This is a genomic window from Pseudomonas khorasanensis (genome assembly GCF_014268505.2).
GTDB lineage: Bacteria > Pseudomonadota > Gammaproteobacteria > Pseudomonadales > Pseudomonadaceae > Aquipseudomonas > Aquipseudomonas khorasanensis.
Window position 1 is genome coordinate 24184 of sequence record NZ_JABWQP020000001.1, and the last position, 18558, is coordinate 42741.

General features: G+C 60.8%; 19 protein-coding genes. 12 read left to right on the forward strand and 7 right to left on the reverse strand.

Annotated features, from left to right (window positions below; translation table 11 throughout):
- Positions 1-7: 7 nt before the first annotated feature.
- The 3 genes from HU727_RS00105 to HU727_RS00115 are packed head-to-tail and all read right to left on the reverse strand — an operon-like array spanning position 8 to position 2589.
- Positions 8-1057: an alkene reductase gene (locus tag HU727_RS00105; RefSeq protein WP_186532258.1), complete on the reverse strand. Its 1050-nt coding sequence runs from the start codon at positions 1055-1057 to the stop codon at positions 8-10.
- A 29-nt stretch (positions 1058-1086) separates the two neighbouring features.
- Positions 1087-2253: an MFS transporter gene (locus tag HU727_RS00110; RefSeq protein ID WP_186532257.1), complete on the reverse strand. Its 1167-nt coding sequence runs from the start codon at positions 2251-2253 to the stop codon at positions 1087-1089.
- A gap of 33 nt (positions 2254-2286) precedes the next feature.
- On the reverse strand, positions 2287-2589 hold the full coding sequence (locus HU727_RS00115; RefSeq protein ID WP_186532256.1) for an ArsR/SmtB family transcription factor: 303 nt from the start codon (positions 2587-2589) through the stop codon (positions 2287-2289).
- 168 nt (positions 2590-2757) lie between these two features.
- Here HU727_RS00115 and HU727_RS00120 point away from each other — a divergent pair, with 168 nt between their 5' ends.
- Complete coding sequence (locus HU727_RS00120) at positions 2758-3342, forward strand: acyl carrier protein phosphodiesterase (RefSeq protein WP_186532255.1); 585 nt, start codon at positions 2758-2760, stop codon at positions 3340-3342.
- Between the two features lie 105 nt (positions 3343-3447).
- On the opposite strand, the gene HU727_RS00125 is transcribed toward HU727_RS00120, so the two are convergent.
- Together HU727_RS00125 and olsB are read right to left on the reverse strand one after the other, a co-directional pair.
- Positions 3448-4242: a lysophospholipid acyltransferase family protein gene (locus tag HU727_RS00125; RefSeq protein WP_186532254.1), complete on the reverse strand. Its 795-nt coding sequence runs from the start codon at positions 4240-4242 to the stop codon at positions 3448-3450.
- Positions 4242-4997 (reverse strand): L-ornithine N(alpha)-acyltransferase, encoded by a 756-nt coding sequence (olsB, locus tag HU727_RS00130; protein WP_186532253.1) that lies wholly within the window; start codon positions 4995-4997, stop codon positions 4242-4244. The genes HU727_RS00125 and olsB overlap by 1 nt, the downstream gene beginning before the upstream one ends.
- Positions 4998-5150: 153 nt before the next feature.
- Between olsB and HU727_RS00135 the strand changes: the two genes are divergently transcribed.
- The 5 genes from HU727_RS00135 (at position 5151) to HU727_RS00155 (ending at position 9515) form a co-directional block, all read left to right on the forward strand.
- On the forward strand, positions 5151-6032 hold the full coding sequence (locus HU727_RS00135) for an acyl-CoA dehydrogenase middle domain-containing protein (RefSeq protein WP_186532252.1): 882 nt from the start codon (positions 5151-5153) through the stop codon (positions 6030-6032).
- A 147-nt stretch (positions 6033-6179) separates the two neighbouring features.
- Positions 6180-7253, forward strand: coding sequence for a serine hydrolase domain-containing protein (locus HU727_RS00140; protein WP_186532251.1), 1074 nt, complete (start codon positions 6180-6182; stop codon positions 7251-7253).
- A complete protein-coding gene (locus HU727_RS00145; RefSeq protein WP_186532250.1) occupies positions 7250-7546 on the forward strand; it encodes an amidase in 297 nt (98 codons plus the stop codon). The genes HU727_RS00140 and HU727_RS00145 overlap by 4 nt, the downstream gene beginning before the upstream one ends.
- A 219-nt stretch (positions 7547-7765) precedes the next feature.
- A complete protein-coding gene (locus HU727_RS00150) occupies positions 7766-8356 on the forward strand; it encodes a YceI family protein (protein WP_186532249.1) in 591 nt (196 codons plus the stop codon).
- A 1-nt stretch (position 8357) separates the two neighbouring features.
- Positions 8358-9515 (forward strand): phospholipase D-like domain-containing protein, encoded by a 1158-nt coding sequence (locus HU727_RS00155; protein WP_186532248.1) that lies wholly within the window; start codon positions 8358-8360, stop codon positions 9513-9515.
- 73 nt (positions 9516-9588) lie between these two features.
- On the opposite strand, the gene bglX is transcribed toward HU727_RS00155, so the two are convergent.
- Positions 9589-11880, reverse strand: a complete 2292-nt coding sequence (gene bglX / locus HU727_RS00160; RefSeq protein ID WP_186532247.1) for a beta-glucosidase BglX — start codon at positions 11878-11880, stop codon at positions 9589-9591.
- 257 nt (positions 11881-12137) lie between these two features.
- Here bglX and HU727_RS00165 point away from each other — a divergent pair, with 257 nt between their 5' ends.
- From HU727_RS00165 to HU727_RS00185, 5 genes are all read left to right on the forward strand, one after another.
- Positions 12138-12746 carry a LemA family protein gene (locus HU727_RS00165; protein WP_186532246.1) on the forward strand — a complete coding sequence of 203 codons (609 nt, stop codon included), beginning with the start codon at positions 12138-12140 and terminating at the stop codon, positions 12744-12746.
- A gap of 13 nt (positions 12747-12759) precedes the next feature.
- Positions 12760-13512, forward strand: coding sequence for a TPM domain-containing protein (locus HU727_RS00170; protein ID WP_186532245.1), 753 nt, complete (start codon positions 12760-12762; stop codon positions 13510-13512).
- Between the two features lie 33 nt (positions 13513-13545).
- Positions 13546-14163: a TPM domain-containing protein gene (locus tag HU727_RS00175; protein WP_186532244.1), complete on the forward strand. Its 618-nt coding sequence runs from the start codon at positions 13546-13548 to the stop codon at positions 14161-14163.
- A gap of 190 nt (positions 14164-14353) precedes the next feature.
- The gene (locus HU727_RS00180; RefSeq protein WP_186532243.1) at positions 14354-15580 is read left to right on the forward strand and encodes a class I SAM-dependent methyltransferase; all 1227 of its coding nucleotides are present in this window, start codon (positions 14354-14356) and stop codon (positions 15578-15580) included.
- A 182-nt stretch (positions 15581-15762) separates the two neighbouring features.
- Positions 15763-16107, forward strand: a complete 345-nt coding sequence (locus HU727_RS00185; RefSeq protein WP_186532242.1) for a YegP family protein — start codon at positions 15763-15765, stop codon at positions 16105-16107.
- Positions 16108-16185: 78 nt separating this feature from the next.
- On the opposite strand, the gene HU727_RS00190 is transcribed toward HU727_RS00185, so the two are convergent.
- Positions 16186-17205 (reverse strand): DUF4917 family protein, encoded by a 1020-nt coding sequence (locus tag HU727_RS00190; RefSeq protein WP_186532241.1) that lies wholly within the window; start codon positions 17203-17205, stop codon positions 16186-16188.
- A 154-nt stretch (positions 17206-17359) separates the two neighbouring features.
- On the opposite strand from HU727_RS00190, the gene yiaY reads away from it, so the two are divergent.
- A complete protein-coding gene (gene yiaY / locus HU727_RS00195; RefSeq protein ID WP_186532240.1) occupies positions 17360-18508 on the forward strand; it encodes an L-threonine dehydrogenase in 1149 nt (382 codons plus the stop codon).
- The last annotated feature ends 50 nt before the right edge of the window (positions 18509-18558 follow it).

Consider the following 18558-nt stretch of genomic DNA (forward strand, 5'->3'; position numbering starts at 1 on the left):
TTATAACTTAGAGTGCCGGGTAATCAATGTAGCCCACCGGGCCTTTGCCGTAGAAGGTTTCCGGGTGCGGCTCGTTCAGCGGCGCATCAGCCTTCAGGCGTGCCGGCAGGTCGGGGTTGGCAATGAAAGGCACGCCGAACGCTACCGCGTCCGCTTTACCGTCTGCCAGCCAGGCATTGGCGCTTTCCTTGGTGAATTTTTCGTTGGCGATGTACGGGCCACCGAAGGCTTCTTTCAGCTGTGGGCCGAGGCTGTCGGCGCCTTCTTTCTCGCGCGAGCAGATGAACGCAATGCCGCGCTTGCCCAACTCACGGGCGACGTAGGTGAAAGTTTCGGCCAGGTTGTCATCGCCCATGTCGTGGGAATCCGCACGTGGTGCCAAGTGCACACCCACACGACCGGCGCCCCAGACTTCGATGGCGGCGTCGGTGACTTCCAGCAGCAGGCGTGCACGGTTTTCCAGCGAGCCGCCGTAGTTGTCGGTGCGCTGGTTGGTGCTGCTTTGCAGGAACTGATCGAGCAGGTAACCGTTGGCGCCATGAATTTCCACGCCGTCGAAACCGGCCGCCTTGGCGTTCTCGGCGCCGGTGCGGTAGGCGTCGACGATGTCGGCGATTTCAGCGGTTTCCAGGGCGCGCGGCGTCGGGTAATCGGCCAGCGGGCGAACCAGGCTGACGTGGCCCTTTGGCTGGATGGCGCTCGGCGCGACCGGTGCTTCGCCGTTCAGGTACGAAGGGTGAGAAATGCGGCCGACGTGCCACAGCTGCAGGAAGATCTTGCCGCCTGCAGCGTGAATGGCTTTGGTCACGTTGGCCCAGCCACGCACTTGATCGTTCGACCAAATGCCCGGGGTGTCCGGGTAGCCCACGCCCATCGGCGTCACGGAGGTGGCTTCGCTGAGGATCAGGCCGGCCGAGGCGCGTTGCACATAGTATTCAGCCATCAGCGCGTTCGGTACGCGGCCTTCGTCGGCGCGGCAGCGGGTCAGCGGCGCCATGATGATGCGGTTGTTCAGCTCGATGTCGCCAAGTTTGATCGGGTCGAAAATTGTCGCCATGTCTATAAGCCTCTTTAACAGGAAGTTGATCAGTTGGAAGCAGGGGCCAGTTCGGCATTGCCGTTCTGGCGGAAAGTAATCAGGGTCACCAGCAGGGCGAGCACGGCCAGCGCGGCGGCGGCCAGCGGCACGCTGGTCAGGCCGAAACCGTGGGCGATGACGCTGCCGCCGACCCAGGCGCCGAGGGCGTTGCCGACGTTGAAGGCGCCGATGTTCAGGGTCGACACCAGGTTCGGTGCTGCTTTGCCGAAGGTCACCACGTTGATCTGCAATGCCGGTACGGCCGCAAACGACGCAGTGGCCCAGAGGAACAGGGTGATTTCGGTAGGGATCAGCGCGACGCTGGTCCAGCTCAGCACGGTGGACACCACCGCCATCGCCACGAACACGCCGATCAGGGTGGCGCCGAGGCGCTTGTCCGCCAGTTTGCCGCCGATGATGTTGCCGACCGTCAAACCGAGGCCGATCAATAGCAGGGTCCAGGTCACGCCTTTTGGCGAAACGCCGGTGACGTCGCCAAGCAGCGGCGCGACGTAGGTGAAGAGGGTGAACATCGAAGCGGAAAACAGCGCGGTCATGCTCAGCGACAGCCAGATGCCGGCGCCTTTGAGGGCAGCGAATTCGGCGCGCATGTCCAGTTTTTCTTCGTCACGCTTGCCCGGCAGGAAACGGATCAGGCCGATCAGTGCGATCACACCGATTACGGTCACGGCCCAGAACGTCGAGCGCCAGCCGGCCTCCTGACCCAGCGCCGTGCCCAGCGGAACGCCGAGCACGTTGGCCAGGGTCAGGCCGGTGAACATCAACGCCACCGCCGAGGCACGTTTGTTCGGTGCTACCAGACCGGCCGCGACCACCGAACCGATGCCGAAAAATGCGCCGTGACACAGGGCGGTAACCACGCGGGCAAACATCAGCACGTTGTAATCGCTGGCGATGGCGCAGAGCAGATTGCCGACAATAAAGATGCCCATCAGCGCGACCAGTGCTGCCTTGCGCGGCAGCTTGGCGGTGGCCAGTGCCATGAACGGCGCACCGATGGCAACGCCCAGGGCGTAACCGGTGACCAGCCAGCCGGCGCCGGGAATCGACACGCCGAGGTCAGCCGCCACGTCGGGCAGCAGGCCCATGATGACGAATTCGGTGGTGCCGATGGCGAAGGCGCTCAGGGCGAGAATGAGTAGCGAGAGGGGCATGCGGTTTCCTTGTCGGCTGGCTGACGTTAAGGGTCAGAGCTCTTTACTGAGGGTGCTGAGAAACGCTTGAATCACGTCCTCGTTGCGTTTGAAAAAATGCCACTGCCCAGCTTTTTGGCTGCTGATCAAACCGGCCCGTTGCAGAGTCGCCAGGTGCGCCGACACGGTCGATTGCGACAGGCCGCAACGCTGGTCGATCTGCCCGGCGCAGATGCCGTATTCGTGGTTGTGCAACTGCTCGGGAAATTCGTTTTTCGGCTCTTTGAGCCAGTTGAGGATGTCTCGCCGTACTGGGTGCGCCAGGGCTTTTATTATTTCGTCGAGGTCGAGGTTCATGGCTTGGGCTCATGTGGGCAGTGGCGATATATCGCGATGAAGCGAACTTTAAATCGTTGAATCGCGATATACCAATATGAATTTGATCTGACGAGCGCATAAATCGCTATATCGGGTTATAACGATATTGGCGTGCTGGATGACCGAGCGCAGTGCTAAGCTGCGCCCATGAACTATCTCGCGCATTTACATCTCGGCGGTCAGCGCCCCGGTCAGTTACTCGGCAGCCTGTATGGCGATTTCGTCAAAGGCCGGCTGCAAGGGCAGTTCGCGCCAGAGGTCGAGGCGGCGATTCAACTGCATCGTCGAATCGATGTGTTCACCGATCGCCACCCATTGGTGGATATCGCGCTGGGGCGCTTTTGCGCAACCCGGCGGCGCTATGCCGGGATCGTGCTGGATGTGTTTTTCGATCACTGCCTTGCGCGCGACTGGACGCTGTATGCCGATCGACCGCTAAAGGTTTTCACTGCTGACGTCTACCGAGTCTTGTCCCAAGAGCAACAACTGCCCGAGCGGCTGGCACAGATCGCCCCGCACATGGTCGCCAATGACTGGTTGGGTTCGTATCGGGAATTCGAGGTGCTGGAGCAAGTGCTGCGCGGGATTTCCCGACGGCTGACCAGACCTGAAGAACTGGCGGGGGCGATGACGGAGTTGCGGCGGTTGTATGAGCCGTTGAGTGAAGACTTCAGCCTGTTTTATCCGCAACTGCAGGATTTCGCACAAAACTCTGATCCACTGAAGATCTGAATGTGGGAGCGAGCCTGCTCGCGAATGCGGTGTCTCAGCCAATATAGATGCTGAATGTCACGCCGCCTTCGCGAGCAGGCTCGCTCCCACAGGGGATTTGTATTTTCAGGCGGCGATCAGGTCGCCTGCGCGACGCGGTTCGGCAGGTTTCGCTACTTCGCCAAACAACGCCCGCTGCACCGCCTGCTGCGCCTCGAACGCCAGCGCCGCACGTTCCCGACCCTGACAGGCGATCGGCTTGAGCAGATGCACTTCGACATCGCCGCAATCGTTGCTGAACAACCGCATCAAATGCGACAGCAGATCGTCGTCACCAATGAACGGCGCCAACGCATCGATTTCGCCGTCACGCAGGTAACGGATCGCGACCGGTTGCAACATCACTTCGGAGTCAATCGCCGCCGACAGCAAGCGACCATGAAACGTGCGCAGCGAGCGGCCGTCGGTGGTGGTGCCTTCCGGGAACATCAGCAGCGCATGTTCGGTTTGCAGGTGACGGGTCATTTGCTTGCGGATCAACTGGCTGTCGCCCGAGCCGCGGCGGATAAACAGGCTGCCAGCCTTGGCCGCGAGCCAGCCCGCCACCGGCCAGGTGCGCACTTCGGCCTTGGACAGAAACGACAGCGGCGTGAGCATGCCCAGCAGCGGAATGTCCGTCCATGACACGTGGTTGCTGACCCACAGCATCGGCTGTTTCGGCAGTTCACCGTAAACCGTCACGCGAAAGGGCAGGGCGCTGCTCAGCCGCGCCATGAAAAACCGCGACCAGCGCTGGCGACGTTCCATTGAGTGCGCCAGGCCAATCCGTTCGAACACGCCGAAGACACTGGCCATGGTCAGCCCCAGCGCCACCACCAGCAGCACCCGCGTGATTCGCGCGTACACGCGCAACCGGCTCATCACACGGCTGCCTTGAAGTGTTTGGCGTAGCGCGGGCAGAGCTCGTCGCGCTTGAGCAGGATGAACACGTCGGCGACCTGGAAGTCTTCGTCCCAGCAGGGCTCGCCGCAAATTTTCGCGCCCAGGCGCATATAAGCTTTTAGCAGCGGCGGCATTTCGGCGATGACGTTGGAAGGAATATCCAGCGTCGGCAACGGATTTTTCGGTTCGGCGCGCAAGTGTTCGGTGCACAGATAACGTTCGCGCAAGCGCTGCATGATCGCGTGGGCCTGTACGCCGCCATCCTGCATCGGGATGCTTGCGCAACCCATCAAGTAGCTGTAACCGCCCTGATTGAGCACTTCGGCCAACTCGCCCCACAGCACCGCGATGGTGCCGCCGTTGCGATACGCCGGGTCGACGCAGGTGCGGCCGATTTCCAGGATCGTGCCCTTCAGGTGCGCCAGCCCGTGCAGGCTGAATTCTTCTTCGCTGTAAAACTTGCCGAGGCTGCTGGCAGCGGTGTGATCGAGCAGACGCGTGGTCGCCACCAGGCGGCCAGTGTTCAGGTCACGCACGCCGATGTGGCTGCAGTGGACATCATAATCATCCATGTCCAGACCCAGTTCCGCGCCTTTCAGCTTGGCGTTGAACTCGCCGCTGAAAACGTTGAAGCGCAAGGCCTGGGCTTGCTGCAAGGCTTCGGCGCCGATCAGGCGTTCGGCTTGCAGGCGGCGTTCATTGCCGGTGTCGCTGATGCGGGCGATTTGCGTCATGTGGATCTCCGTACGGGCCTTTAACCCGTCGTGGGTTGCAGCCGATCGACTTTCTTTATGCAGCCGTGTTGTGCAAAGTCAGGCTATGTAGCCCCGGTGTCATCGCCATGAACGTTCGGTGATGCTTATATGACAGCCCACAAGGAGGCGCTTATGCCCTGGCCAGATCTGCTGCAACGTCGTGACCGATTGCCCGCCGTGGCAGATCTGGCGGACGGTTTCGCGACGTTGTTGCTGGCGTTGGGCAACGTCACGCCGTTCGAATTGGCGGTGACGGGTGGGCGGCGGATGGCGACGCCTGGGCTGGCGTTTCTGGTTGGGTATCAGGCGGCGTTGCGCATGCTCTGGCCGAGCGCGCCGCTGAGCCTCGGCGCGTTGTGCGCGACCGAGCTGCGCAGCCTGCGCCCGGCGGACATGCAGACGCGACTGAGCGGTTTGCGCGTCAGCGGGCGCAAGGATTTCGTCACCGCTGGCGACGCCGCCGACTGGTTGCTGGTTGCCGCGCGCAGTGAAGAACCGGGCGAAACACCGCGCCTGAGCCTGGCAGTGGTTTATCCCGGCGAGCCCGGCGTAACGCTGGAAAAACTGCCGGCGCTGCCCTTGATGCCGGACATCAGTCATGGTCGGCTGCACCCCGACGGCGCGTTGTGTGAGTTGCTTGCCGGCGACGGCTGGGACGCTTACGTCAAACCGTTTCGCACCCTCGAAGATGTTTACGTGCTCAGCTCAATGACCGCGTGGCTGTATGGCGTCGGCCAGGACAGCGACTGGCCGCAGACGCTGCAACTGCGGTTACTGGCGCTGCTGGCCGGCTGCGCCGAGGCGAGCCGGCAACCGCCGGACAATCCGGCCGTGCACGTGCTGTTGGCTGGGTTGTTTGCGCAGTTCGAGTCACTCAAGACCGAGGTCGATCAGGCGTTGGTGCAGGGTGATCCGCAGTGGGCGCAGATGTGGCAGCGCGACCGAGGGGTGATGCAATTGGCGGCGGGCGCCAGAGCCAAGCGCCTGGCCAAGGCGCTGCATAGACCCCTGTAGTAGCTGCCGAAGGCTGCGATCTTTTGATCTTGTTTTTTAAAATCAGGATCAAAAGATCGCAGCCTTCGGCAGCGCCTGCCAAGAGCATGCCCGCCATTGTCATTTATTCGGGCTAGCATCGACCGATCTCTTTGCCGAGCCATCACCATGTTCAAAGGCCTGCCCCTGCTTCTGCTACTGATCAGCCTCACCGTTCAGGCCGAACCATGGCCCGACGAAGACTGGCCGGTCGGCCCGCGTATCACCACCGTCAGCGACCTGGAAACCTACGCCTTTCCACCCCGTGACGACACCACCCGCCACGGCATCCGCACCGATGCCTTGCTGATCATCCGCGACGGCCAGATCGTCTACGAACGCTACGCCGGCCCGACCACCGAACAGACGCCGCACCTCACCTGGTCGATCAGCAAAAGCCTGATGGCCACCGTCCTCGGTGTGGCCTACGGCGAAGGCCTGTTCAAACTCGACGACCCTGCGCTGAAGTTCTACCCGGCGTTGGAAAGACACCCGGCCATCACCCTCGCCAATTTGCTGAACTGGGCATCCGGTCTGGACTGGCAGGAAGACTACGAATACGCGCCGCTGAAATCTTCAGTGGTGGCGATGCTCTACACCCGAGGCCATCGCGATATGGCGGCGTTCACCGCCGAGCACGACCGCTACGCCGCGCCGGGTCAGGCGTTCCGCTATTCAAGCGGCGACAGCAACCTGCTCGCCACCGCCCTGAAAACCATGGTCGGGCCGCAGCGTTATTTCGACTACCCGTGGACCGCTTTATTCGAACCGCTGGGCATTCGCCATGCCGTGTGGGAAACCGACGGCAGTGGCACGTTTGTCGCCTCCTCTTACGCCTATCTCACCGCACGAGATCTGGCGCGGGTCGGTCTGTTGATGGCGCGGGGCGGGCGCTGGAATGATCGGCAATTGCTGCCCAAGGACTGGGTAGCGTTCAGCCTGAAACCCTTCGAGGCCTACAAGGCGCACCAGGACGAAGCTGTGCCCGGCGGACACTGGTGGCTCAATCGCCCGGCCGAAAGCGCAATATCACCGTGGCCCGACGCGCCGCCCGACACCTTCGCCGCCCTCGGCCATTGGGGGCAGGCGCTGTATGTGATTCCCAGCGAAAAACTGGTGATCGTGCGATACGGCGATGACCGCGACGGCAGCTATAAGCACAACGAACTGCTCAAGCGTGTGTTGCAGGCGGTGCGCCCATGAAGCGGTTTCTACTGTTGTTGCTGGTCGTACTGCTGGGCTGGGGTGTTTATGAGCGCGAGAACCTTTGGGCATTCCCGGACATCATCAGCGCCTACACCGCCAAGGAATATTGCTCGTGCCGCTACGTGACGAACAATGACGCCGGGTATTGCCGTGGCTATGTGAAGCAATGGTTGCCCACCAGCCAATTCACGGATGACTCTGCCAGCAAAACCATCACGGTCAGCGGCATGGGTCGCAGCAATAGCGCGCAGTGGCTGAGCGACCGCCAAGGCTGCCGCCTGATTCCCTGACATGCCTACGGTTTCCAATAAACAGAGAACCCTGTGGGAGCTGGCTTGCCAGCGATGGCGGTGTGTCAGACACCCAAAAATCGCCTGTGCCGACGCTATCGCTGGCAAGCCAGCTCCCACAGTAAACGTCATCAGTCGAAGGTTTTGCGTTGATCAAGTTTGCAATAACCGTGGAGGCGGTTAATGTTCGGCTCAGGTTCATCCCCCCACGAGTGTTCAATGTTCAACCGCTCCCTCTTTAAAGTCTTCGCCAGCCTGCTGCTGGCCGCCCCTGCGTTACCGGCACACGCCAATTGGTACCTGGACGGCGAGTCGTCGCGGCTGTCGTTCGTCAGTACCAAAAACGCCCACATCTCGGAAGTACAGCGTTTTCTGGTGCTGCACGGCAAGGTCGATCCCAACGGCCGCGCCGAAGTTTCGGTCGAGCTGGACTCGATCAACAGCGGCATCCCGCTGCGCGATGAGCGCATGCGCAAGGAGCTGTTCCAGATCGAGCAATTCCCTGAAGCCACCATCACCACGCAAATCGACCTGCGCCCGATCAACGATCTGGCCTCCGGTGCGCAGCTTGAACTGCGCCTGCCGCTGACCGTCAACCTGCACGGCAAGCAGCACGAATACCCGGCCGAGTTACTGGCCACGCGTCTCGATGACCGGCGCTTCCAAGTCGTGACGCTGGAGCCATTGGTGATCAACGCCGAGGATTTTGATCTCGTGCCGGGGCTGGACAGCCTGCGCAAACTGGCAGACCTGTCGGCCATCAGCCTGTCGGTACCGGTGGGTGCGGTGCTGATTTTCACGGCGCGCTGACATGCGCGGGGCGATCTTCCCATGGCGTGACGGCAACCGATTCGAGCTGTTGATCGACGGCCCGCAATTCTTCCCGCGCATGCTGGTGGAGATTGCACGCGCCGAGGAACAGGTGGAGCTGGAGTTGTATTTGGTCGAGGCGGGTGCCTGTGCCGAAGCCGTGGTTTCGGCGTTGGTCCAGGCCGCCGAACGCGGGGTACGGGTGCGCTGCCTGTTCGATGATTACGGCAGCCTCGCGTTCACCCCGGACCTTCGTCAGCGATTGATTCACGCCGGCGTCGAACTGCGCTTTTACAATCCCCTGAACTGGCGGCGTTGGGTGGGCAATTTCTATCGCGATCACCGCAAATTGCTGTTGGTCGATCAACGCCTGGCAGTGGTCGGCGGCACAGGCGTGACCGATGAATTCTGGACACCCGACCAGGACACCAGCGAGTGGCATGAAGTGATGGTGGAAATCACCGGTCCGCTGGTGCTCGACTGGCAGATCCTGTTCGACCGTCAGTGGATCGCCAATCGTCATCGCCGGGCATGGAAACCCTCGGCACACGTCGGCCTGCCACGCTTGCCGAAAGTGCCGGACACGGGCACCGGCATGGGCCGCGTGGCATATGCCGATGCGGGCCAGCATCGCGACATTCTGCAATCGTTGTTCCGTGCATTGAACAGCGGGCAGAAACGCATCTGGATGGCCACGCCGTATTTCCTGCCAACCTGGAAAATCCGCCGCTCCCTGCGCAAGGCCGCCGCACGCGGGGTCGATGTGCGTCTGCTGCTGACCGGGCCGCGCACCGATCACCCGTCGGTGCGCTACGCCGGGCATCGCTATTACCCGCGACTGCTCAAGGCCGGTGTGCAGATCCACGAATATCAGCCGTGCTTCCTGCACCTGAAAATGGTCATGGTGGACGACTGGGTCAGCATCGGTTCATGCAACTTCGATCACTGGAATTTGCGCTTCAATCTGGAGGCGAATCTGGAGGCGCTGGACCCGTCATTGACGGCAGCGGTGGAGGCGAGTTTCGTTAAAGACTTCGGGCTGAGTCACAGGGTGAGCCTGGAAGAATGGCGACGCCGACCGTTATGGCGCCGGGTGAAGCAGAGGGTGTGGGGCTGGGTGGATCGGTTGGTGGTCAATCTGCTGGATCGCCGCGGCTAGCAGCCGAACCCACATTCCCCGATGTTTGATCGTTCCCAGGCTCCGCGTGGGAACGATCATTGTGGGAGCAGGGTTACAGCAGTTCAAAGCTCTGCTGCTTCACGCTCTGGGAATCCAGACCGATCTGCACGTTGAACTTGCCGGGCTCGGCCGCGTATTTGAGCTGGGTGTTGTAGAACTTCAGATCATCCTCGGTGATGGTGAAGTGCACGACTTTCTGTTCGCCGGCCTTGAGCATGATTTTCTGAAAGTTCTTCAATTCCTTCACCGGGCGGATCATCGAACCGGTGACGTCCTGAATGTACAGCTGCACCACGGTTTCGCCGTCACGCTTGCCGGTGTTTTTCACCGTGACGCTGGCGTCGAGCTTGCCGGTGGTGTTGAGCGTGGTCGACGACAGCGCCATGTCGCTCAGGCTGAAATCGGTGTAGCTCAGGCCATAACCGAACGGGAACAGCGGCCCGGTCGTATCATCGAAATACTGCGACGTGTAGTTGCCCGGCTTGCCCGGCGTGAATGGCCGGCCAATGCTCAGGTGGTTGTAGTAGGTCGGAATCTGCCCCACGGAACGCGGGAAAGTCACCGGCAGTTTGCCCGACGGGTTGTAATCGCCGAACAGCACGTCGGCGATGGCGTTGCCGCCCTCGGTGCCGCTGAACCAGGTTTCCAGAATGGCGTCGGCCGATTGGTTCTCTTCGAGAATCGTCAGCGGGCGGCCGTTCATCAGCACCAGCACCAGCGGTTTGCCGGTGGCTTTCAGGGCGCGGATCAACTCACGCTGGGTTTCTGGAATGTTCAGCTCAGTGCGGCTGGAGGATTCGTGGGACATGCCACGGGACTCGCCCACGGCGGCAACGACTACGTCAGCTTCCTTGGCCGCTTTGACTGCTTCGTCGATCAGCACGTTGGCCGGGCGCGGGTCATCGACCACTTCCGGTGCATCGAAGTTGAGGAAGTTCAGGTAATCGAGGACCTTCTTGTCGCCAGTGATGTTGGCGCCACGGGCGTAGATCAGGTTGGTCTTGTCGCCCATCAATGCGCTCATGCCATCGAACAGCGTCACGGATTGCTCCGGACGCCCGGCGGCGGCCCAACTGCCCATCATGTCGATCGGCGCCTTGGCCAGCGGACCAACCAGCGCGACTTTTGCGGTCTTCTTCAAGGGCAGGGTTTCGTTCTGGTTCTTCAACAGGACCAGACTGCGACGCGCCACGTCACGGGCCTCGGCCCGGTGCAGACGGCTCTCGGCGTAAGTGTCGGCCGGATCGTCCTCAGCCTTGCCGATGCGCAGGTACGGATCCTTGAAAAGGCCCATGTCGTACTTGGCCGCCAGCACTTCGCGCACGGCATTATCGATGTGCTTCTGTTCGATCTCGCCCGACTTGAGCAGCCCCGGCAGCTCTTTGCCGTACAGGGTGTCGTTCATGCTCATGTCGATACCGGCCTTGATCGCCAGCTTCGCCGCCTCACGACCGTCGCGGGCGACGCCGTGCTTGATCAGTTCGAAAATGGCGCCGTGGTCGCTGACCGCCAGGCCCTTGAAGCCCCAGTCCCTGCGCAGCAGATCATTCATCAGCCAGGTGTCGGCGGTGGCAGGGATGCCGTTGATCGAGTTCAACGCCACCATCACACCGCCCGCGCCGGCATCGATCGCCGCGCGGTACGGTGGCAGGTAATCCTGGTACATCTTCACCGGGCTCATGTCGACGGTGTTGTAGTCGCGACCGCCCTCGACCGCGCCGTACAGGGCGAAGTGCTTGACGCTCGCCATGATGCTGTCGGCGGCGCTCGGGGTTGCGCCCTGATAGGCCTTGACCATGACTTTGGCGATGCGCGAGGTCAGGTAAGTGTCTTCACCGAAACCTTCGGAACTGCGGCCCCAGCGAGGATCGCGAGAGATGTCGACCATCGGCGCGAAGGTGATGTCGAGGCTGTCGGCGGCAGCTTCTTTGGCGGCGACACGCCCCGAGCGGCCAATGGCGTCCATGTCCCAGCTCGACGCCAACGCCAGCGGAATCGGGAAAATCGTACGGTGACCGTGGATGACGTCGTACGCAAAAAACATCGGAATCTTCAGGCGACTGCGCATGGCAGCGTCCTGCATCGGGCGGTTTTCCGCGCGGGTGATCGAGTTGAAGGTGCCGCCGATGTTACCCTCGGCGATCTCCTTGCGAATCCGCTCGCGGGGCATTTCCGGGCCGATGCTGATCAGGCGTAACTGGCCGATCTTTTCGTCGAGGGTCATTTGCTTCATCAGGTTATTGATGAAGGCGTCCTTGTTCTCAAGGGGTACCGGGGTCGTGGCGGCCAGTACCTGGTGACTGGCCAGGCTGACGAACAGACCCAGCAAACACAGCTTCTTCATGAATTTTTTCTCAAGGGCCCAAACGGTGATGTAACACCGGCCAGCCAAAATGTAGGGAGCGACTATTGTTGTTCGGTGCCGGCTCAAAACCCTGAGCCAGAAAACCGCGGCCGACAGCGGCAACGTAAACGCGAAGGGCACTTTTTAGCCGATTAGCCCGTCGCATGCCAGTGGCGGCGCCGATTATGCCCCAACCGCTGGCCGGGAATGCCCAGCGCTCGGTTTTTAAATCAAATGTGCCATGGAGCATCACTGCAATGAAGATCATTCCAACCTATCGTTCACGGCTACAGATCGCCTCTCTGCTGGTGTTCGCAACATTGTTGACCGCGTGCGGTATCAATAATATCCCGACCCTCGACGAACAGGCCAAAGCGGCGTGGGGCCAGGTGCAGAACCAGTATCAGCGCCGCGCCGATCTGATTCCCAATCTGGTGGAAACGGTAAAGGGCTACGCCGCGCACGAGCAGGAAACCCTGACCGCGGTTATTGAAGCGCGGGCCAAGGCGACATCGATTCAGGTCGATGCCAGCACCCTCGACAACCCCGAGAAGCTCAAGCAGTTCCAGCAAGCGCAGGATCAACTGACTGGCGCCCTTAGCCGCCTGATGGTGGTCTCGGAACGTTATCCGGATCTGAAGGCCAACCAGAATTTCCTCGCCCTGCAATCGCAACTCGAAGGCACGGAAAACCGCATCGCCGTGGCGCGTCGCGATTTCATTCTCGCGGTGCAGAAATACAACACCGAGATCCGCACGTTTCCCGGTCGTCTCTGGCACAGCGTGATGTACAGCGACCTGCCGATGCGCGAAACCTTCGAAGCCACCACGCCCGGCGCGGAAAAGGCCCCGGAAGTGAAGTTCTGACTCGAGGTTGCCCATGCGTGTGTTGAAACTGGGCCTGGTGTTGATGCTGTGGCTGTTCGCCGTCAGCGCGCAGGCCGAATTGACGTTCCCGGCGCTGAGCGGGCGCGTGGTCGATCAGGCGCAGATGCTTGAGCCATCGGTGCGTGCGCAACTGAGCCAGCAATTGCAGGCCCACGAACAGGCGACCGGCGAGCAGTTGGTGGTGGTCACGTTGCCGAATCTGCAAGGCACCACCATCGAGGACTTCGGTGTTCAGCTCGGTCGACACTGGGGCATCGGGCAGAAAGACAAAAACAACGGTGCCCTGCTGATCGTCGCCCGTGACGAGCGCAAACTGCGTATCGAAGTCGGTTATGGTCTGGAGGACCGACTGACTGATGCCCAGTCTTCGGTGATCATCCATCAGGTCATTACCCCGGCATTCAAGGCCGGTAACTTCAGCAAAGGCATCACGGATGGCGTCGCGGCGATGCTGGTGGTGCTGGGTGGCAATCCGCTGGACGAACCGTCGACCGTGTACGAATCCAGCGGCGACCCGGCCGATGATTTCATTTCGCGGCATCCGGCGCTGTTCATGTTTCTGGTGATGTTGTTCATCCTGACGGTGTTTGTCTGCCAGATGCTCGGTATCCTTCCCGCCGGCCGTGGCGGCTCCGGTGGCGGTGGAGGCTTCGGCGGTGGAGGTTTTGGGGGCGGCGGTGGAGGCGGGGGCTTCAGCGGTGGCGGGGGCAGTTTCGGCGGCGGCGGTTCGTCCGGCGGCTGGTGAGATCAAAAGAACAATGAGCAGGCATTTTTCAACATGGCATTACTGACTGAACACGAACAACGCAAAGTCGCCGAGGCAATCGCGCGGGTCGAGCGTGACACTGACGCCGAACTCGTTACGGTGCTCGCCGCCCGCGCTGACGACTACGCGTACATCCCGCTTTTGTGGGCCAGCCTGCTGGCGCTGGTGCTGCCGGGCATCGTGCATTACCTCACCGGCTGGTTGACCCTGCGCAGCCTTTTGCTGGTGCAATGGGGCATGTTCATCGTTTTGTGCCTGCTGTTTCGTCTGCCCAGTATCACCACCCACCTTATCCCGCGCCGGGTTCGCCACTGGCGAGCGTCGAATCTGGCGCGACGGCAGTTCCTGGAGCAGAACCTGCACCACACCGTGGGCAGCACCGGCATGCTGATTTTTGTCTGCGAGGCTGAGCGCTATGTGGAGATTCTGGTCGATGAGGGGATTTCCAGCCGGCTGGATAACAAGAACTGGGATGCGATTGTTGCCGCGTTTACCGAACAGGTGAGGCAGGGGCGAACGCTGGAGGGGTTTGTGACGTGCGTTGAGGCGTGTGGCGAATTGCTGAAAGTGCATGTGCCGGTGACGCAGGTGCGCAACGAGTTGCCGAATAGGTTGGTGGTTCTGGGGTAGATCAAAAGATCGTCCGAAAGCAACCCGAGCCTTCGGCAGGTCCTACAATTGGAATGCGTTCTCCTGTAGAAGCTGCCGAAGGCTGCGATCTTTTGATTTTCGCCGTTCGGTAAATTAGGGCGTGTCCCCACCCCCCATCGGCCCTAAAATGGTCGCCATTCCCGATTTCGCCCGTTCGAGGCCGTTTTTCATGTCCGTTACCGCTCCTGCCGCGCCGTCCGCCAAACCGGCGCCCGATCAACATGCCCAGTTCCTCGAGCTGCTGCAAACCAGTCTCGACGACAGCGGTTTCATCAAACTGGTGCTCGCCAAATACGTCGGTGAAGAGGCGGATCTGCAGCGGGTCATCATCAAACCGGTGACAGTCAAGGCGCAGCCGTGCCTGTCCTTCGTCTATCGCTACAAGACCCGCGACATCACCAAGAATCTGCCGCTCAATGACGGCGTGGCCCTGATTGCCGGGCTGTTGCCGACCTCATTCAAAAATGCGCACTTGCTGGCATTGACCGACGAAGCGCAGCTGGAATACAGCAAAAAGGGCAAGAGTTCGCTGTTCAAAAGCAAACCTCAGCAATTGCGCGAAGCGCCGTCCGCCGAGCACAACCGCGAGAAAAACCGTTTCCTCGAACTGAACCGGCCGTTCCTCAAGGACCTTGGCGTGACCAACGCTCAGCATGAGCTGATCCCGGCGATGTCGCGCAAGTGGAAGCAGATCAACAAGTTCATCGAAGTATTCAGCCATGCCTTGACCACTTCGCCGCTGGCGCTGGACAAACCGGTGCGTGTCGCCGATTTCGGTTCGGGCAAGGGTTACCTGACGTTCGCCATTCACGATTACCTGCGCAACACCTTGAAGGCCGAGGGCGAAGTCACCGGCGTCGAGCTGCGCGAAGAAATGGTCAACCTGTGCAACGCAGCCGCGGCGAAGCTGGAGCATCCGGGGCTGGTGTTCAAGTGCGGTGACGTGCGCACCGTGGCGCCAAGCGAGCTGGACGTGATGATCGCCCTGCATGCCTGCGACATCGCCACTGACTACGCGATTCACACCGGCATTCGCTCGGGCGCCTCGATCATCATGTGCTCGCCGTGCTGTCACAAACAGATCCGCCTGCAGATCCAGAGCCCGGCGCTGCTCAAGCCGATGCTGCAATACGGCCTGCACCTCGGTCAGCAGGCCGAAATGGTCACCGACAGCTTGCGTGCGTTGTTTCTCGAGGCCAGTGGCTACGAGACCAAGGTCTTCGAATTCATCTCGCTGGAACACACCAACAAGAACAAGATGATCCTGGCGGTGAAGCGCGCCGAGCCGGTCAATCCGGCGCAGCTGTTGGCGAAGATCGAGGAACTGAAAGCGTTCTACCAGATCAGCGAGCACTGCCTGGAAACCTTGCTGCGTGCCGACGGCTATCTGCAGTGAGAGGCAGCTTCAAGCTTCAAGCGGCAAGTTGAAGCATGACGCTGGTGTGCCTGATTTGGGTGATCTTGCTTTTCTGAAGCTTGAAGCTTGCAGCGAAAAAAACCGATCATCTGTGACAGACTGCGGGCGCTGGTCTTTACTCTGAAGCGCGAGATCTCTCAATCGCCCCAGGAGAAACAGACATGTCCGGATGGTACGAAGTGAGCAAAAGCAGCAACGGCCAATTCAGGTTCGTGTTGAAAGCGGCGAACGCCGAAACGATTTTGACCAGCGAGCTTTACAGCACCCGCGCCGGTGCCGACGGCGGCATCGCTTCGGTTCAGACCAACAGTCCGCTTGACGACCGATACGAGAAGAAATCGACGAAGGACGGCCATCCGTACTTCAACCTCAAGGCTGCCAATCACCAGGTCATCGGCAGCAGCGAGTCGTATTCCTCGGACGGCGCCTGTGACAAGGGCATCGCCAGCGTGAAGGCCAACGGTGCGACCAAAGTCATCAAGGACAAGACCTTGCTTGTCCTCTGAGCTCAGAGCACGAGCCTTGAAAAATTCAATTGATCGCCCGATCACGGCCCGAGCCTCGGACGATCTTTTGATCTTGCTTCAAACCTCGACCGGCACCGACAACTTCGAACTGCCCAGCGCATGCGTCTTCGCGTCGAAAAATCGCAACTGAGCCCCCGTCCCCTCAAACACCTTTGCATAGTGCCGCTTCTGGTGCTGCACAAACGCGGCGCTGCGCGGATAAATCGAGATTGCCACAACCTTCGGTTTCGCCAACTGCAGCGCCCGAACAATGTGCGCATCCTGCTCGCCCAATGCATGACCGAAGACGCACAGACTGTCGCCATGCCCTGACAACTGCTGATAACAGAACGACAGATAATCCGAACTGCGAATGGTTTTGAGCTTGTCGACGCTCGGCCCTTCGGTGACGAACAGCGGCACGTCATCCAGCGTCTTGATGGTGTTGTTAATGGCAAAACTGCCGAGCAAGGTGCCCTCGGTCGAGGTCAGTTTGCGCGCGGTGCCGTCCTGATTGCGCACCAGATGCAGGCCGCCGTGCAGGTACAACAAACGCGGCTTGTCCGTGGCACTTCGGCCCAGGTCGAAACTGGCGTCCGGGCCGTTGAACAGATCGTCAATGAGCTCGCCCGGGTGTTGCAGCGCCCAATAATTGAGCAGGTCGTAATTGGTGGTAAACACCGTGCGATAGCGCGCCAGTTCTGCATTCAGCACCGTCAGGGTCGAAGGCTGTACCAGCCGCCACGGAATGTGCACCGCGTGCACCGTGTTGATCAGCGCTTCCTTGATCGCGTAATAGCGATTGCGCGGCGCCGCCGAGCTGACGGCCAGCGCCTTGTTGACCCGGCTGGTGGTTTTCAGGGCGCCGAGCACTTGCTCGAAACTGCGCGTGCGCATCGCATCGAACACCGCCAGTTCCGATGGGCTCAGCGGTTTCTCTTCCACCGTGCGCGCGTTTTCGAACAGCGACTCGTAGCCGAAATCATCCCAGACCGCACGGCTGGCGCCATTGCCCACCAGCAAGCCGTTGAAATCGGTTGCGGCGCGCAGGGCGTTCCAGTCTTCGAGGGTGGCGTCGACGTGCAGAAAATCGGTCATTGCGTGGGCGGTCTCAAAACAAGGGGCAGATGGACGGTGACTTTATCACGAGCGGACATTGAGCCAGATCAACATTGGCCGTGACCGATCGGTCGATCCTGTGTGTATCCGCCGGATGGCAACTGCCGATCCGGCCTCAGTCAGGAGACACGCGATGAGCAGCACCTTCTTCATTCCAGCGGTCAACATCATGGGCAACGGCTGCCTGGACGAAGCCATGGTCGCGATTCGTAATTATGGTTTTCATAAGGCGCTGATCGTCACCGACAGCGGTTTGGCCAAGGCCGGCGTGGCCGCAATGATTGCCGAGAAACTGGGGATGCAGGACATCGACTCGGTGATTTTCGACGGTGCGAAAGCGAACCCGAGCACGGCCAATGTCGAGTCGGGGCTGGGGCTGTTGAAAGAAAGTGGCTGCGATTTCGTCGTGTCGCTCGGCGGTGGTTCGCCGCACGACTGCGCCAAAGGTATCGCCCTGTGCGCGACCAACGGAGGGCAGATTGGCGATTACGAAGGCGTCGATCGATCAAGCAAGCCGCAACTGCCGCTGATTGCCATCAACACCACCGCCGGTACCGCCAGCGAAATGACCCGTTTCTGCATCATCACCGATGAATCGCGCCACGTAAAAATGGCTATCGTCGACCGCAACGTTACGCCGCTGCTGTCGGTCAACGACCCTGAGCTGATGGTCGCGATGCCCAAGGGCCTGACCGCCGCCACCGGCATGGACGCGCTGACCCACGCCATCGAAGCCTACGTCTCGACCGCCGCCAACCCGATCACCGACGCCTGCGCCCTGAAGGCAATGACCCTGATCAGCAACAACCTGCGCCTGGCTGTGCGCGACGGCACTGACCTTGTGGCGCGGGAAAACATGGCCTACGCGCAGTTTCTCGCGGGCATGGCGTTCAACAATGCCTCGCTCGGTTTTGTCCACGCCATGGCGCACCAGTTGGGCGGCTACTACGACTTGCCTCACGGAGTCTGCAATGCCGTGCTGCTGCCGCATGTGCAGAGTTTCAATGCGCTGGTTTGCGCTGACCGGCTGAGGGATGTGGCGCACGCCATGGGCGCGGACATTCGTGGTTTCAGCGCGGAGGAGGGCGCGCAAGCGGCGATTCATGCGATTCGCAGTCTGGCCAAAGACGTCGGGATTCCAGGCGGTTTGAGAGAGCTTGGCGCCAGGCTCAACGATATTCCGATCCTCGCTGCCAATGCGCTGAAAGACGCCTGCGGATTGACCAATCCACGGGCGGCGGATCAGCGTCAGATCGAAGAGATTTTTCGCAACGCGTTCTGAAACGGGCACAGCGGTGGCGAACCGCGTTATCCTCGACGCCCGTTTGCGCC

Bases quoted from the DNA above. Each gene is read 5' to 3' on its own strand.
- HU727_RS00105 (WP_186532258.1), bottom strand. From the start codon at position 1,057: ATGGCGACAATTTTCGACCCGATCAAACTTGGCGACATCGAGCTGAAC.
- HU727_RS00110 (WP_186532257.1), bottom strand. From the start codon at position 2,253: ATGCCCCTCTCGCTACTCATTCTCGCCCTGAGCGCCTTCGCCATCGGC.
- HU727_RS00115 (WP_186532256.1), bottom strand. From the start codon at position 2,589: ATGAACCTCGACCTCGACGAAATAATAAAAGCCCTGGCGCACCCAGTA.
- HU727_RS00120 (WP_186532255.1), top strand. From the start codon at position 2,758: ATGAACTATCTCGCGCATTTACATCTCGGCGGTCAGCGCCCCGGTCAG.
- HU727_RS00125 (WP_186532254.1), bottom strand. From the start codon at position 4,242: ATGAGCCGGTTGCGCGTGTACGCGCGAATCACGCGGGTGCTGCTGGTG.
- olsB (WP_186532253.1), bottom strand. From the start codon at position 4,997: ATGACGCAAATCGCCCGCATCAGCGACACCGGCAATGAACGCCGCCTG.
- HU727_RS00135 (WP_186532252.1), top strand. From the start codon at position 5,151: ATGCCCTGGCCAGATCTGCTGCAACGTCGTGACCGATTGCCCGCCGTG.
- HU727_RS00140 (WP_186532251.1), top strand. From the start codon at position 6,180: ATGTTCAAAGGCCTGCCCCTGCTTCTGCTACTGATCAGCCTCACCGTT.
- HU727_RS00145 (WP_186532250.1), top strand. From the start codon at position 7,250: ATGAAGCGGTTTCTACTGTTGTTGCTGGTCGTACTGCTGGGCTGGGGT.
- HU727_RS00150 (WP_186532249.1), top strand. From the start codon at position 7,766: ATGTTCAACCGCTCCCTCTTTAAAGTCTTCGCCAGCCTGCTGCTGGCC.
- HU727_RS00155 (WP_186532248.1), top strand. From the start codon at position 8,358: ATGCGCGGGGCGATCTTCCCATGGCGTGACGGCAACCGATTCGAGCTG.
- bglX (WP_186532247.1), bottom strand. From the start codon at position 11,880: ATGAAGAAGCTGTGTTTGCTGGGTCTGTTCGTCAGCCTGGCCAGTCAC.
- HU727_RS00165 (WP_186532246.1), top strand. From the start codon at position 12,138: ATGAAGATCATTCCAACCTATCGTTCACGGCTACAGATCGCCTCTCTG.
- HU727_RS00170 (WP_186532245.1), top strand. From the start codon at position 12,760: ATGCGTGTGTTGAAACTGGGCCTGGTGTTGATGCTGTGGCTGTTCGCC.
- HU727_RS00175 (WP_186532244.1), top strand. From the start codon at position 13,546: ATGGCATTACTGACTGAACACGAACAACGCAAAGTCGCCGAGGCAATC.
- HU727_RS00180 (WP_186532243.1), top strand. From the start codon at position 14,354: ATGTCCGTTACCGCTCCTGCCGCGCCGTCCGCCAAACCGGCGCCCGAT.
- HU727_RS00185 (WP_186532242.1), top strand. From the start codon at position 15,763: ATGTCCGGATGGTACGAAGTGAGCAAAAGCAGCAACGGCCAATTCAGG.
- HU727_RS00190 (WP_186532241.1), bottom strand. From the start codon at position 17,205: ATGACCGATTTTCTGCACGTCGACGCCACCCTCGAAGACTGGAACGCC.
- yiaY (WP_186532240.1), top strand. From the start codon at position 17,360: ATGAGCAGCACCTTCTTCATTCCAGCGGTCAACATCATGGGCAACGGC.